Source organism: Kineococcus gurbantunggutensis (assembly GCF_050871925.1).
GTDB lineage: Bacteria > Actinomycetota > Actinomycetes > Actinomycetales > Kineococcaceae > Kineococcus.
Genome location: NZ_JBJLSG010000004.1, coordinates 11,874 through 25,839 on the forward strand (window position 1 = coordinate 11,874; position 13,966 = coordinate 25,839).

General features: G+C 74.6%; 13 protein-coding genes. 9 read left to right on the forward strand and 4 right to left on the reverse strand.

Annotated elements, in window-relative coordinates; translation table 11 throughout:
• Positions 1-4: 4 nt before the first annotated feature.
• On the forward strand, positions 5-1,666 hold the full coding sequence (locus ACRYR7_RS01020; protein WP_432570268.1) for a thiamine pyrophosphate-binding protein: 1,662 nt from the start codon (positions 5-7) through the stop codon (positions 1,664-1,666).
• A gap of 141 nt (positions 1,667-1,807) precedes the next feature.
• Here ACRYR7_RS01020 and ACRYR7_RS01025 read toward each other — a convergent pair whose 3' ends face one another.
• Positions 1,808-3,361: a GDSL-type esterase/lipase family protein gene (locus ACRYR7_RS01025; RefSeq protein WP_432570206.1), complete on the reverse strand. Its 1,554-nt coding sequence runs from the start codon at positions 3,359-3,361 to the stop codon at positions 1,808-1,810.
• Between the two features lie 566 nt (positions 3,362-3,927).
• Entirely contained in the window at positions 3,928-4,332 is a 405-nt protein-coding gene (locus ACRYR7_RS01030; RefSeq protein ID WP_432570207.1) for a MarR family winged helix-turn-helix transcriptional regulator, read from the reverse strand.
• A 75-nt stretch (positions 4,333-4,407) separates the two neighbouring features.
• Here ACRYR7_RS01030 and ACRYR7_RS01035 point away from each other — a divergent pair, with 75 nt between their 5' ends.
• The 5 genes from ACRYR7_RS01035 (at position 4,408) to ACRYR7_RS01055 (ending at position 8,363) form a co-directional block, all read left to right on the forward strand.
• On the forward strand, positions 4,408-5,010 hold the full coding sequence (locus tag ACRYR7_RS01035) for a non-oxidative hydroxyarylic acid decarboxylases subunit B (protein ID WP_432570269.1): 603 nt from the start codon (positions 4,408-4,410) through the stop codon (positions 5,008-5,010).
• A 23-nt stretch (positions 5,011-5,033) separates the two neighbouring features.
• Complete coding sequence (locus tag ACRYR7_RS01040) at positions 5,034-6,458, forward strand: non-oxidative hydroxyarylic acid decarboxylases subunit C (RefSeq protein WP_432570208.1); 1,425 nt, start codon at positions 5,034-5,036, stop codon at positions 6,456-6,458.
• Positions 6,459-6,463: 5 nt separating this feature from the next.
• Entirely contained in the window at positions 6,464-6,712 is a 249-nt protein-coding gene (locus ACRYR7_RS01045; protein WP_432570209.1) for a non-oxidative hydroxyarylic acid decarboxylases subunit D, read from the forward strand.
• A gap of 5 nt (positions 6,713-6,717) precedes the next feature.
• Positions 6,718-6,936: a hypothetical protein gene (locus ACRYR7_RS01050; RefSeq protein WP_432570210.1), complete on the forward strand. Its 219-nt coding sequence runs from the start codon at positions 6,718-6,720 to the stop codon at positions 6,934-6,936.
• Positions 6,937-7,775: 839 nt separating this feature from the next.
• Positions 7,776-8,363 (forward strand): hypothetical protein, encoded by a 588-nt coding sequence (locus tag ACRYR7_RS01055; protein WP_432570211.1) that lies wholly within the window; start codon positions 7,776-7,778, stop codon positions 8,361-8,363.
• 75 nt (positions 8,364-8,438) lie between these two features.
• Here the strand turns inward: ACRYR7_RS01055 and ACRYR7_RS01060 are convergent, their stop codons facing one another.
• Positions 8,439-8,948, reverse strand: coding sequence for a hypothetical protein (locus ACRYR7_RS01060; protein ID WP_432570212.1), 510 nt, complete (start codon positions 8,946-8,948; stop codon positions 8,439-8,441).
• 51 nt (positions 8,949-8,999) lie between these two features.
• Between ACRYR7_RS01060 and ACRYR7_RS01065 the strand changes: the two genes are divergently transcribed.
• Positions 9,000-9,158 carry a YciI family protein gene (locus ACRYR7_RS01065; protein WP_432570213.1) on the forward strand — a complete coding sequence of 53 codons (159 nt, stop codon included), beginning with the start codon at positions 9,000-9,002 and terminating at the stop codon, positions 9,156-9,158.
• 155 nt (positions 9,159-9,313) lie between these two features.
• On the opposite strand, the gene ACRYR7_RS01070 is transcribed toward ACRYR7_RS01065, so the two are convergent.
• Positions 9,314-10,495: an epoxide hydrolase family protein gene (locus ACRYR7_RS01070; RefSeq protein ID WP_432570214.1), complete on the reverse strand. Its 1,182-nt coding sequence runs from the start codon at positions 10,493-10,495 to the stop codon at positions 9,314-9,316.
• Between the two features lie 743 nt (positions 10,496-11,238).
• Here ACRYR7_RS01070 and ACRYR7_RS01075 point away from each other — a divergent pair.
• On the forward strand, positions 11,239-12,654 hold the full coding sequence (locus tag ACRYR7_RS01075; RefSeq protein WP_432570215.1) for a prolyl oligopeptidase family serine peptidase: 1,416 nt from the start codon (positions 11,239-11,241) through the stop codon (positions 12,652-12,654).
• Positions 12,655-12,809: 155 nt separating this feature from the next.
• Positions 12,810-13,886, forward strand: coding sequence for a sensor domain-containing diguanylate cyclase (locus ACRYR7_RS01080; protein ID WP_432570216.1), 1,077 nt, complete (start codon positions 12,810-12,812; stop codon positions 13,884-13,886).
• The last annotated feature ends 80 nt before the right edge of the window (positions 13,887-13,966 follow it).

The window sequence follows — 13,966 nt, forward strand, 5'->3', positions numbered from 1 at the left end:
GGCGGTGGAGCCGGCGGCGGTCACGGTCGCCGAGCTGGTCGCCCGGGCCCTGGCCGACCTGGGCCTGGCGCACGTCTTCGGCGTGGTGGGCAGCGGCAACTTCGCCGTCACCAACGCCCTGGTGGCCGCGGGCGTGCCGTTCACCGCCGCGCGCCACGAGGGCGGGGCGGCCACGATGGCCGACGCCTACGCGCGCACCAGCGGCCGGCTGGCGGCGGTGAGCACCCACCAGGGGTGCGGGCTGACCAACGCGATCACCGGCATCGCCGAGGCCGCCAAGAGCCGCACCCCCCTGCTGGTGCTGACCGCGGACACCGCCGGTTCCGCGGTGCGCTCGAACTTCCGGATCGACACCGACGCCCTGGCGCGCAGCGTGGGCGCGGTCGCCGAGCGGGTGCACTCGGCCACCAGCGCGCTCGCCGACGTCACCCGCGCGGTGCGCACCGCCGTGCACGAGCGGCGCACGGTGGTGCTCGCCCTGCCCCTGGACGTGCAGGTAGAGCCCGCACCGCAGGGCGCGGCGGCCGCGCCCCTGCGCCGCCCGGCGCCGGTGCGCCCGGCGCGCGCAGCGGTCGGCGAGCTCGCGGACCTGCTGCAACGCGCGCAGCGGCCGGTGTTCGTCGCCGGGCGCGGCGCCCGCGACGCGGGCCCGCAGCTGCGCGCGCTGGCCCAGCGCAGCGGGGCGCTGCTGGCCACCTCCGCGGTGGCCAACGGCCTCTTCCACGGCGAGGCGTTCTGCCTGGGCATCTCCGGGGGCTTCTCCACCCCCCTGGCAGCGGAGCTGATCAGCGCAGCGGACCTGCTCGTCGGCTGGGGCTGCACCCTGAACACGTGGACCACGCGCCACGGTGCGCTCATAGGTGGCGGCGCCACGGTGGTGCAGGTGGACCTGGAGGACGCCTCCCTCGGCGTGAACCGCAGCATCGACCTGGGGGTGCTGGGCGACGTGGGGCAGAGCGCCGCCGACGTGCTCACCGAACTGCTCGAGCGCGACCCGCGACCGGCCCGGGGCTACCGCACCGGCGAGGTCGGCGCCCGCATCGCCGCCCAGGGCCGGTGGGCCGACGTGCAGACCCCGGACACCTCCACGCCGACCACGATCGACCCGCGGGTCCTCAGCCGCGAGCTGGAGCGCCGCCTGCCGGGCGAGCGGGTCGTGGCGATCGACTCGGGCAACTTCATGGGCTACCCCAGCGCCTACCTCAGCGTCCCGGACGAGCGCGGCTTCTGCTTCACCCAGGCCTTCCAGTCCGTTGGACTCGGGCTGGCCACGGCCATCGGCGCGGCGCTGGCCCGCCCGGACCGCCTGCCCGTGCTGGGCACCGGCGACGGCGGTCTGCTGATGGCCGCGGCGGAGCTGGAGACGGCGGTCAGGCTCGGCCTGGGCATGCTCATCGTCTGCTACGACGACGCCGCCTACGGCGCGGAGGTGCACCACTTCGGCCCCGGCGGGGCGGAGCTGTCCACGGTCACCTTCCCCGACGTCGACATCGCCGCCGTCGGCCGCGGCTTCGGCGCCCGGGGCGCCGTCGTGCGCTCGGTGGACGACCTGCACGCGCTCGACGCGTGGTTGGCCGGTCCGCGCCGGGTGCCCTTCGTGCTGGACGCGAAGATCTCCGACGACGGCGGATCGTGGTGGCTGGCCGAGGCGTTCCGCGGGCACTGACAGGACGTTGCGCCGGGAACGCCCTTCGCGGCACGAGGCACCGCACGCGGAGCCGACGACCGCGCACGGGGACGCACGGGGACGGGCAGGGACGTCGGGTCCCTCGAGCACCCACCCGACCCGGTGCTCTGGAGAGGCCGCTCAGGCGGCCTCGCGCTGCGCGGCGGCGGCGTCCTCGACGAGGTCGCGCAGCCGCTGCAGGTCGATGGTGGCGGCCATGGCCTGGAACCCGGCGCGGTTGGGGTGCAGCCCGTCGCCGGCGCCGCCCACGGAGGTGTTGGTGTCGTAGGCGGGCAGCAGCCGGCTGGGGTCGGCGGGGTCCTCGGTGGCGGCGGCGAAGTCGGCCACGGCGTCGAAGACGTCGCTGGAGCGGATGAAGTCGTTGATCTCGCGCCGTTCGGCGTCGGTGCGCGCCGAGCCGTAGTCCGGGCCCACCGCGCTGCCGCCCGAGGGGGTCAACGTGGCGCCGATGAGCGCGATGCCGCGCTCGTCCAGGCGGGCGGCGACTTCGCGCATGCCGGCGATCACCTGCTCGGCGGTGGCGGCACCACCGCCGCCGAGGTCGTTGATGCCCTCCAGCCAGATGACCGCGCGCACGCCGGGCTGGCTCAGGACGTCCTGCTCGAGGCGGTCGGCGGCGCTGGGCCCGTCGCACGGCTGACAGCCACCGGGCAGGCGCCCGACGCGGGTGACCATGTTGCCCCCGATGCCCTGGTTGACCACGGAGATGACCTCCTCGCCGCTGTCCCGGCCGCTGCCGCCGCGGCTCCAGCCGCCACCGCCCCAGCCGCCACCGCCGCTGCCGGCGCGGGTGTCCAGCAGGCGGCGCTGCAGCAGGTCCGGCCAGCGGTCGTCGCCGTTGACGGTGGAGAAGAAGCCGTCGGTGATGGAGTCGCCCAGGGCGACCACGGTGGCGGCATCGCGGCGCTGGACCTCCAAGCCGCTGACGAAGAACCAGGAGGTGGTCGGGTGCGCGAAGGCGTCGTCACCGACGGCACCGGTGTGGTCGCCGGCGCCGGGGTCGGTGAGGTACGAGGTGGTGAAGGACGCCGCGTGCCAGGTCATCGGGCCGCTGGCGCCGGTCACGTGCAGGCTGATGGCGACGTTGGAGCGCTGGGCGTCGGCATCGCTCAGGTGCGCGCGCAAGGGATCGCTGCGCACCTCCTCACCGGGTTGCAGGGTCACCGACGCCTGACCGGCGAAGGTGAGGGGTTGGCTGGTGCCCGGCACCAGGCGGGCACCGCTCTCCTGCAGGGCGGCGCTGGCCCGGGCGAAGGTGACGGGCCGGGTGCCGAAGCGGTTGGACAGCTTCACGCGCCAGGTCTCACCGCCGATGCCGGGGTGCACGATCATGCGCAGGGTCTGGTCCTGGGCCTGGCGCTCGGGCAGGGCCTGGGTCAGCAGGGGCTGCTCGAACCCCTGAAGCACCTCGCCGGGGGTCCCTGGCTGGCCGACGGTGTAGCCGTAGGGGTACACGCCCTGCGGGGAGGTGGTCCAGGCGGCGACCCAGTCCCCGGAGCGGTCACCGCCCGCGCCGTCGGCGCCGTCGATTCCGGTAGCGGCAGAGGTGCCGGTAGCGGCGGATGCGCTGGTGCCGTGCGCCGCGGGGCGCGGAGCAGCCGGGGTGGCCGGGGCGCTGAGCACGAGGCAGCTCGCGGCCGCGACGAGCGTGGTGGGGACGAGACGGAGCTTCATGCTGTTCTCCTTCGAAGCAGCTGGCCACTGGGCGCTGCAGCGCCGGGGCGGGCTGCACGCTACGCACACGCGCGGCGAAGGTCCAAGAACCTGCCGTGAACGTGGCAGAAGATCGCAGCGAAGGCGGGGGCGTGATGGTCCACGGCCGCGTCCTGCAGCTGACCCACCGGCCAGGCCGACCGGCACACGCTGGAGCACATCATCGAGGCCCACCACGGCATGAGATCCGAACCGCCTGCGGGCGGGTGCCCGTGGTGCTGTGGCGCGCTCTCCACGGACGCGGCCTGGGCATCGCCCGGCCGCTGCCAGCGGTAGCGGGCGCACTGCGCACGGCGGCTGTGAGCCTGGCCCGCTCTTCGCCGGCCGGTGACAAGCTCGGCACAGCACCGACAGGTCACTTCCCCCTTCCGCGGGGCTGACGTGACCTCTGCCGAGCTGACGTGACCGGGCCGGGCCACAGCTTGCGGGCCCGGTCACGTCGCGCAGGAGCCGGACTGCAGAAGTGGCCGGGTCGAACTCGGCTGCGGGTCGGCCGAGACGTCGGGGCCGACGGCCCGGCCTGACCCTCAGCCCGCCAGCATCCGGTGCAGCTGCCGCAGCAGCCGGTCCTGGTCGGCGGCGGACAGGTGGCGGGTGAAGGAGGTGTCGACCTCCCCCGCGCGCGGCACCACCTCGTCGAGCACTCGCCGCCCCTCCGCGCTCAGGTGCACGTAGCGCCGCCGGCGGTCCCGCGGGTCGCCTTGACGCTCGATGAGCCCGCGGCGCTCCAGTCGCTGGAGCATCTCGGCCAGCGTCGCCTTGGTGCTGGCCGCCGCGGCGATGAGCGCGGACTGCTCGATGCCCGGTTCCTGCTGCACGGCGCGCAGCACGGCGTACTGGGGCTTGGTCAGCTCCGGGACCGCGACCTGCCAGCGCGCGGTGTGCTCCTGCACGACGCGGCGCAGGACGTGGAACAGCTCGTCGTCGAACACGACCCCTCCGTTGCTCGTTCGTAGGCGAACGAGTACAGTCAACACCAGTTCGTACACGAACGTCTTGAGGTGAGCATGAGGCTGATCGTCGGCATGTCCGGCGCCACCGGAGCCCCCCTCGGCGTGGCGCTGCTGCGTGCGCTGCGCGAGCTGGGGGACGTCGAGACCCACCTGGTGATGTCCCGGTGGGCGCGCACGACCGTCGAGCTGGAGACCGGGCTGACCGTCCGGCAGGTCGCCGACCTCGCCGACGTCGTCCACGGCCCGGGCGACCAGGCCGCGACCATCAGCTCGGGGTCGTTCAAGACCGAGGGCATGGTCGTCGTCCCGTGCAGCATGAAGACGCTCGCCGGCATCCGCGCCGGGTACGCCGACGGGCTGCTCGGCCGGGCCGCGGACGTCGTGCTCAAGGAACGTCGCCCGCTGGTGCTCGTCCCGCGCGAGACGCCCCTGTCGGACATCCACCTGGAGAACATGCTCGCACTGTCCCGGATGGGCGTGCGGATCGTCCCGCCGATGCCGGCGTTCTACAACCACCCGTTGACCATCGACGACGTGGTCGACCACGTCGTCGCCCGGATCCTCGACCAGTTCGGCCTGGAGTCCCCCCGCGCCAAGCGGTGGGACGGCCTCAAGGCCGCCCGCACCGAGTTCGTCGACGAACACCCCGAGAACTGATCCAGCGACACTGGAGGAGAGTCGTGTCCCACGACGACCTGCGGTCCTTCCTCGACGCCCTCGAGGCCAAGGGCCAGCTGCTGCGCGTTGCCGAGCGCGTGAAGCCCGAACCCGACCTGGCCGCCGCGGCCAACGCCACCGGCCGCCTCGGCGACCAGGCCCCCGCGCTGTGGTTCGACGACGTCGAGGGCTTCACCGACGCCCGCATCGCCCTGAACACCCTCGGCTCCTGGCCCAACCACGCCATCGCGCTCGGCCTGGAACCCACCACCCCGACCAAGGACCAGGTCGCGGAGTTCATCCGCCGCTGGGAGCGGTTCCCCGTCGCCCCGGTGCGCCGCGAGGACGCGCCCTGGCGGGAGAACACCGTCTCCGGTGACGACATCAACCTCTTCGACCTGCTGCCGCTGTTCCGGCTCAACGAAGGTGACGGCGGGTTCTACCTCGACAAGGCCGCCACGGTCTCCCGCGACCCCGACGACCCGGAGGACTTCGACAAGCAGAACGTCGGGATCTACCGCATGGAGGTCAAGGGCCGCCGGCGCCTGGGCATCCAGCCCGTTCCCGTGCACGACATCGCCCTGCACCTGGCCAAGGCCGAGGAGCGAGGCGAGGACCTGCCCGTCGCCATCACCCTGGGCAACGACCCGATCATCACGCTGATGGCCTCCACACCGCTGCGCTACGACCAGTCAGAGTACGAGATGGCCGGGGCGCTGCGAGAGTCGCCGTACCCGATCGCCACCGCCCCACTCACCGGTTTCGACGTGCCGTGGGGTTCGGAGGTCGTCCTCGAGGGCGTCATCGAGTCCCGGGTGCGCGAGGCCGAGGGCCCGTTCGGGGAGTTCACCGGTCACTACTCCGGCGGGCGCAGCATGCCCGTCGTCCGCATCGACCGCGTCTCGCACCGGACCTCGCCGATCTTCGAGTCGCTGTACCTGGGCATGCCCTGGACCGAGGTCGACTACCTCATCGGCCCGGCGACCTGCGTGCCGCTGTACCAGCAGCTCAAGGCCGACTTCCCGGAGGTGCAGGCCGTCAACGCCATGTACACCCACGGGTTGCTGGCCATCATCTCCACCAAGAAGCGCTACGGCGGTTTCGCCAAGGCCGTCGGCCTGCGCGCGATGACCACCCCGCACGGTCTGGGCTACGTGAAGATGGCCATCGTCGTGGACGAGGACGTCGACCCGTTCAACCTGCCGCAGGTCATGTGGGCCCTGTCCAGCAAGGTCAACCCGGCCGGGGACCTCGTGCAGCTGCCGAACATGTCGGTCGTCGCGCTCGACCCGGGGTCGAACCCCGCCGGCATCACGGACAAGCTCGTCATCGACGCGACGACACCGGTGGCGCCCGACACCCGTGGCCACTACAGCCAGCCGGTGAACGACCTGCCGGAGACGCCCGAGTGGGTCGCCAAGCTCACGGCGCTCCTGGCGTCCCGGTGAACCCCATGCCCCTGAAGGAGGAGACCATGTGCCCGCGCTGCGCGCACGAGACGCTCGACGTCCTGACCACCAGCCCCGTCCCCGGCGTGTGGGAAGTGCTGCAGTGCCTGCGGTGCCACTACACCTGGCGCACCAGTGAACCCGCGCGGCGGACCACGCGGTCGGACTACCCGCAAGCCTTCCGGCTCACGCAGGCCGATCTGGACGCAGCACAGGAGATGCCGACCGTCCCGCCGCTGCGCGGCGCACGATGACCACCATGTGGGAGGTCCGCGCCGCCGAGGGCCGCCTCGACGACCTCGTCGACTGGCTGCGCGGTGCCGTGCGCACCGGGTGGACGAGGGACGTGTACGTCTCGGCCGACGAGCGGATCGTCGTCATCGCCACCGGCCAGGGCCCGCTCCAGCTGCCCGAACCGCCGGCTGCACTCGTCCGGCGCGCCCCGCACCAGTGGAGTTTCCGCAAGATCGAACTCTGACCGGCATCCGCCGACGCCCCCCGCACCCACCGGCGGCACAGCCGGCCAGCCGCAGCTGCCCGTGACCGACCAGGGCCTGCAGGAGGAGGCCAGCGTCCAGGAGGGCACGTTGGAGCCGATCGCCCCGGCCGCACTGCTGGACGCTGGCCTTCTTCACCGGTGGGCAGGACCAGCACGCCCTGCGGGAGGGCTGCGGCTGGCCGCACGGCCCTCCCTCCTTCGCTCCTCGCCCACGCCGACAGCGAGGGCGGCCCTCCCCCACCGCAGCCGGCGCCGGTGCCCGTGCAGCTGCGCCAGTCCCTGGCTGCCCCGCGCTTGACGCTGCGCGGGCGCGGGGCAGCCAGGGACACGGGCACAGACACCTCTCCTGCTCGACGGAGGACGTGGTGACGCCAGCACCGTCGTCGAGCGCCGCGCATCGAGTGCAGGCCCGGTAGGCGTCGTCGTCACCGACCGGGGTGAGAGGTGTGTTCGCGCATCGTTCGCCGCAGGGCGGTCCTGCCGGCATCGAGGTCCCCTTTGAAGTCCTCGAACCTCCCCGTGGCTTCGGTGCACCTCGGCCCGCGCCGCGTGCAGTTCAGCGCTCGCGGTCGACGGCTCGACGCCCGTGTCGATGGCCCGGAGGTCATCACGAGCCGCGGCGCACCCTCGGGTCGTCTCGCTGCTCCTCCTGCATCGGCGCGCGGGGTTCGCCACCACCACCGATCTTGTCCCCGCGCTGATCCGACGGCTAACCTCAGCGTCGTCGGGTACCCCGCGCCCGGAGCCTTCGCGCTCCGGACTCGTCGAGTGCGCGGGTCTTCAGCATGGAGCGCTCCACCGAAGCAGTTCCCTCCGGCGTGCGGGCGGTCACCAGACCTCCTTCGTCGGGAAGCGGCCAGGTCCTGCGGTTCGAGATCGCGAGCTGGGAGATCGAGTGCTGCTCTCCGCGGCCCGTGGTCGGCCAGCCGCTGCAGGGCTACCGGGTCGTCTTCGTCCCCGCCGATCCGCAGGACCGCTGGGACCGCGCAGCCTTGGACGAGGACGTCGACCTCGACGCCTTGCCGCCCCAGGTGCTCGTCCCCGCGGGTGCGGGCCGTGGCGTGAGCCGTGGCCACCTGCGCGCGGAGTGGCACGTCACCCCGGAGGAGGGAGCTCTGCACGGGTCCGAGCCGCTGGCCGGCACCACCGTGCGCACCCGCGTCATCGTGTGTGACCGGCGTCTGGGCGTGCCGGACGGAGAGCAGGACCGGTCGTGGCTGCCGGTTCCCGGCAGCCTGCGCTTGCGGGAGGTCAGCGGCGCGGACTGGACCTTCGACGACGAGGGGTTCCGAGCTCGCGCGCTCCGCGACCAGACATGTCCACCGGTGCTGGGCGACGTCACGCACGGGCTCGACGAAGGGGTCCTGGTCGACCTGCAGGTGGGCGGGCAAACAGCAGGATCCTGATCGGCGACACGACGTGCGGTGCGTCCAGCCACGGCGCGCTCGGTGAACGGTCACCGGCCGCCGACCGCGCTCAGCTCACCCCGGCGCCCGCTCAGCCGGAACGCTCCCCAGCTCCCCCACCCGGCAGACCGCCTGACCGGTCCGCGCGCACGCCCAGACCACGTCGGGGTCCGGGTGGCGGACCCGGTCCGGACCGGGGTGCGGGTGCAGGTCCCGCCCCGGGTGGCGGCTCTGCTCCCGGTCGGGCTCGTGCAGGCGTGGGGTGAGGGGGTGCGTGCCCGGGTGCAGCGGGCACGGCGGCCAGGTCGTCGTCCCCAGCAGGCGGCCCTCGACGACGGCGTCGTGCAAGGCGTCGGCGGCGGCGAGCACCATCTGCGCGGTCACCGGCTCCCCGGGCGCGCCGGTGAGGACGCCGGTGCCGCAGCCGTCCGCGGTCCAGACCACCGCGACCGCCGCAGCCGAGCGCGGCCCACAGGGCGGGTCGTAGGGCGAGGGCGCCCAGTCCTCCTGCACCCGGTAGCCGATCCCGCTGCTGTCCCAGTCGCGCAGCACGGGACCCAGCACGGCGGCGGTCTCGGGTCGCACCCGACCATGGTGATCCACCGCAGCCACGACTGACGCGGGTTCAGGCGGTCGGTGCAGCACCCCGGCACCCCCGCACCTGCGAGCACCGTCGCCGGTCTCTACGTCGTCGACGTCCCCGGCCTGGACGAGGCCCTGAGGCTCGCGGCCAGGGTGCCGACCGCCGCCTACGGCACGGTCCAGGTGCGTCGGGTCGTGCAGTTCGAGGGCTGAGCACCTCGGCGCGCGGGGGCACGAGGGGTGCACCGCCGGAGGGGTTCCGCGAGCTGACGCGGCGTCGCGGTCACGGTGCGGTCCAGTCGCGGTCGACTCGCTCGGGAGCGGGGGCGGCCCCCACCGGGGATCGGGGCAGCGGTGGCCGGGGCACCTCAGCGGGAGGAGGTCGCTGCCAGCTCCACGGCCTCGTGCACCCCGGCGGCGTAGGCCTGCGGCTGCTCCCAGGCGGCGAAGTGCCCTCCCGAGCGTTCCCGGCGCCAGGAGCGCACGTCGAAGATCCGGCGGGCGAACTCCTCCGGTGCGTTGACCAGGTCGTGCGGGAAGACGGTGAACACCGCCGGCGGGGTGACCCTGCGCGGCAGGTCCCCGCCGGTGGCGTAGGGGGTGAAGGAGGTGCCGATGCACCCGCTGACCCAGTACGAAGCCACCCAGGTGAGCAGCTCGTCGCGGGAGAAGACCGTCTCGACGTCGCCGCCGCAGTCGGTCCAGCCGTGCAGCTTCTCCAGCAGCCACGCCAGCAGCCCCGCGGGGGAGTCCCCCAGCCCGACCGCCAGGGTGTGGGGCTTGGTGCGCTGCTCGTGCATGTAGCCCCCCTCGCGGGCCTGCCAGTCGTGGCCGTGGGCGAGGTAGTCCCGCTCGGCCGGGCTCGGGTCGCTCGGGGGGTGGACCAGGAAGTGGTACTGGGACACGTCGGTCAGGTGCAGCGCGCCGACCCGGTCCGGGTGCAGGTCGGCGAGGTGCTCGGCGACGTCGCAGCCCACGTCGCCCGCGGAGACGACGTAGCGGGCGTACCCCAGGTCGGCCATCAGCCCGGCCACCGCCACGGCGATCTGCCGCGCCGACATGCCCGCACCCGCCACGGGCGCTGCGAAGGGGAAGCCGGGCAGCGCCGGGACCACGACGTGGTGGCGCGCCAGCAGGGGCAGGACCCGCTCGAAGCGCAGGACCGAGTCCGGCCAGCCGTGCAGCAGCAGCACCGCGGTGGCACCGGGGGAAGCGGCGCGCTGGTGCACCGCCCGCACCGGCGTCCTGCGGGTGGCCCGGGCCCCGCTGCTCGTGCCGGTCCCGTCGACGACGTCGACGTGGGCCAGGTGCCAGGGCCAGGAGCGGATGCGCTGCTCGTGGGCCCGCCAGTCGTAGGCGCCGGCCCAGTGGTGCACCAGCTCGGCCAGGAAGGCGGCGTCGGTGCCGCGGTCCCAGGACGCGCCGGCCGGCAGCGCGGGCAGCGGCACGGGCCGGTGGGCCAGCAGCCGCCGGCGCAGGTCCTGCAGGACGTCGTCGGGTGCGCGGTCCGGGACCGCCAGGAGCTCGGGGACGGCGGAGGAGGTCTGCACCGGGCAATCCTGTCGCAGGGGTGCTCGTGGTGCCCGTGGTCTGCCCGCACCGAGCTCGGCTCCGGCCCGTGCGCGGTGGACGCCACCCGACCGGTGGCCGCCGCGTCCTGGACCCGCGCGACGGCAGCGTGCGGCGCGCGCCCTCCTGGCCGGCCCCGCCCGCCGCCTCGTGCTGCGCGCTCCAGCTCGACGACGATCGATCGACGTTTCGGTCCGCGCCTGAGCACCGGTGCGCACCTGCGTCCACCTGCACACCCGGTCCACGTCCTGCCAGGAGCCCGTCACCTCGAAACCCTCCCCCTGCTGCACCGGCACCTCGCGCACCTCGACGTCACCACCCGCGCCGGACAGCTCGTACTGGCGCACCGCCGTGTCCCGGCAGGTCTCCACCGCGAGATCGCGAGACCGCGGCGGCTCAGCACCGCCGCAGGCGGCGAGGAACGGCACCACCAGGACCGCGCCGGCGACAGCCCACCGACACCGCACCACGCGCACCCCCCGACGGCCCGGCCCTCCTGAGGAGGCGTCTCCCCCAGCGCTGCAGCTCGCTGCTGCGGCTGGCCGGTGCACAGCACGATCAGCCCTGCCGGCCACCGCGCACAACGCTCGGTCGCGCGGTGCACCGCCGCACTCGGCAGTCCACGTCCTACGTGGTGTGTTGACGGCACTACTGCACGTGGTGTTCGCTCCGGTCTGCGGCAGCGGGAGCATCGCGCCGCGCCGCCCCGACGAAGAGGTGCCCGGTGAAGAGAGCAGTGCGCGTGGCGTTGGCCGTGACGACCGGAGCGCTGCTCCTGGCCCCCTGCGGAGCCGCGGCGGCGGCGCCGTCGTCGTGGTCGCCGCCGGGCCAGTCGCAGCCGCGGGTCCTGGGCGCGGACGTCATCGCCGAGGTGCAGCCGCTGGGCTACTTCGTCACGGCCGTGGCCGTGCACTACGACCGCGACGTGCACCTGCGCGGTGGTGAGGTCCCCGCGGAGGCGTTCGAGGTCAGCGCGAGCGTGCAGGGCAGCACGTCCGCGCGCACGGTGACGCGCGCGTACCTCAACGACGAGCCCGAGCGCGCCGGCCGCGGGGACCGCTCCGGGGACTGGGTCATCGTCGAGCTGAGCACCGAGGACGCGAACGCGAGCGCCTCCACCTACGACGGGCAGCTGACCCACGTGCTGCCGCTGGAGGGGGCGTACTCGATCGACCAGGTCGCCGACGTGCGCGACGAGCGCGGGCGGGTGGTGGTCCCGGAGGGGCCCGCGGTGGTGAACGACGGCGTCCTCAGCCCCGACGACGCCGGTTTCGCGCGCGGGTCGTACACCGGCACCTCCGGGCAGACGCTGGCGTACGGCCTGTTCTCCCCGCAGCGCGACGGGCGCGGCGGCGGGCGCGGGCCGTGGGCGGACGGGCGCGAGCGCGGCCGGCCCTCCGGAGCGGGGCGCGTGCCGCTGGTGGTGGCGCTGCACGGTGCCGGTGAGCGCGGCACCGACGGGACGGTCAACCTGATCGCCAACGAGCTGGCGGTCTCGTTCACGCGCCCCGAGCGCCAGGCGCGCAACCCCAGCATCGTGCTGGCCCCGCAGGCTCCGCCGCCGTCGGTGACACCGGTGCCGGCGGGCTCGTCGGTGTGGGAGGTGCCCTCGGTGCAGTCCGCGCTCATGGAGCTCATCGAGCGGACCGTGCGCGAGAACCCCGTCGACCCCGACCGGATCTACATCACGGGGCTGTCGATGGGCTCCATGGGCACGTGGGACATCCTGCCGCGCCACCCGGACCTGTTCGCGGCGGCGCTGCCGGTGACCGGGTACGCCGACCTGGACAGCGCGCCGGTGGTCGCGGACATCCCGATCTGGGCCACGCACTCGATCGACGACGCGTCGGTGCTCTTCGACCGGGCCGACTCCGACTGGCACATGATGGACGCCATCGAGGCCACCGGCACGCCGGTGGTGCGCGACGAGTGGGCCGGGAACCTGCCGGACGCCGAGAACGAGGCGCGCGCCAGGGCGCAGTGGCGGCGCGCGCAGGCCGTCGGCAGCCACACGCTCTTCACCGCGTTCACCGAGGGCACCACGCCGGTCAACCCGCACTTCTCCTGGGTGCCGACGTACTCCAACGGCGTGATGCTCGACTGGCTCTTCGCCCAGTCGAAGCGCTCCTCGGGGCGCTGACCGGGCACCGCCTCCCCGCCCCGCACCCGCCCCGCACCCGCCCCGCTGCCGCAGCGGCGGGTGCGGGGCGGCTGCGGTGGCGGCGCGGCGGCTGCACCCGCACCGCGGGCCCGGCGCGGCTTGCCGGGGTGCCCGCGCGGGGTGAGCATGAACCGGTGCCCCGGTCCGCACAGCCGCCGACCGGGCCGCTGGCGGAGGCCGAGCGCCTCCGGGCGGTCCGCGCGGCCGTGCGCGCCGGGGAGCACGCGGACGAGCTGCAGCGCCTGGTGCGCCTGGCCGCGCGCGTGCTGCGGGTGCCGCTGGCGATGGTCTCGTGCGTCGACGCCGACCGGGAGGTCGTCCAGGCCGCGGTGGGCCTGCCCGAGCCGTGGGCCTCGCGCGGCTGGGCGCCGCTGTCGCACTCGCTGTGCGCGCACGTCGTGCGCCTGGACGGGCCGGTGGTCCTCTTCGACGCGCGCGGGGACCCGGCCTACCGCGAGCACGCCGCGGTGCTGGAGATGGGCGCGCGCGCCTACGCGGGCTTCCCGCTGCGCCAGGGCGAGCACACCCTGGGCGCCTTCTGCGCGGCCGACGTCGTGGTCCGGCGGTGGTCCGAGGACGACCTGGAGCTGCTGGAGGACCTGGCCGCGGTGGTCGCCGCGGAACTGGCCGTGCGCAGCGCCGCGCAGGAGGCCGAGGCGTCCCGGGAGCAGGTGCGCCTGCTCACGCGCCGGCTGCACGAGCAGTCGCGCACCGACCCCCTCACCGGCGCCGCGGACCGCCGCCGGTTCGAGGAGCGCGCGGCCGACGAGCTCGCCCGCCTCGAGCGCCACCCCGCTCCCCTGGCGGTGACCCTGGTCGACGTGGACCGCTTCGAGCGCATCCGCCACATCGCGGGGCAGCGGACCGGTGAGGCGGTGCTGGCCGAGGTCGCCGCGCGCGTGCAGGTGACGTTGCGCCGCACGGACCTGCTGGCGCGGGTGGGCGACGACGAGTTCGCCGTGCTGCTGCCGGACACGGACGCGCAGTCCGCCGAGCGCCTGGCCCAGCGGGTGCGCCGCGCGGTCGCCGAGGACGACATCGCCGGGTGGTGGGTCACCGTCTCCACCGGCAGCGCGGACCACCGCCCGGGCGGGGGCGTGCAGCAGTTGTACGACGACGCCGGTGCCGCCCTGCGCGCCGCTGCGGCCCGAGAGCGCGAGGGCGGTGGCACCGCAGGAGGTGACCGGGGGGCGGGTCGGCCCCCCGCGTGAGCGTCGCGGCGGCCCGCTCAGCGCGGTCACGCGCACGTGCCTGCGAGCGCGGGTGACCGACAGCGGGGCCGGCGTCAGCA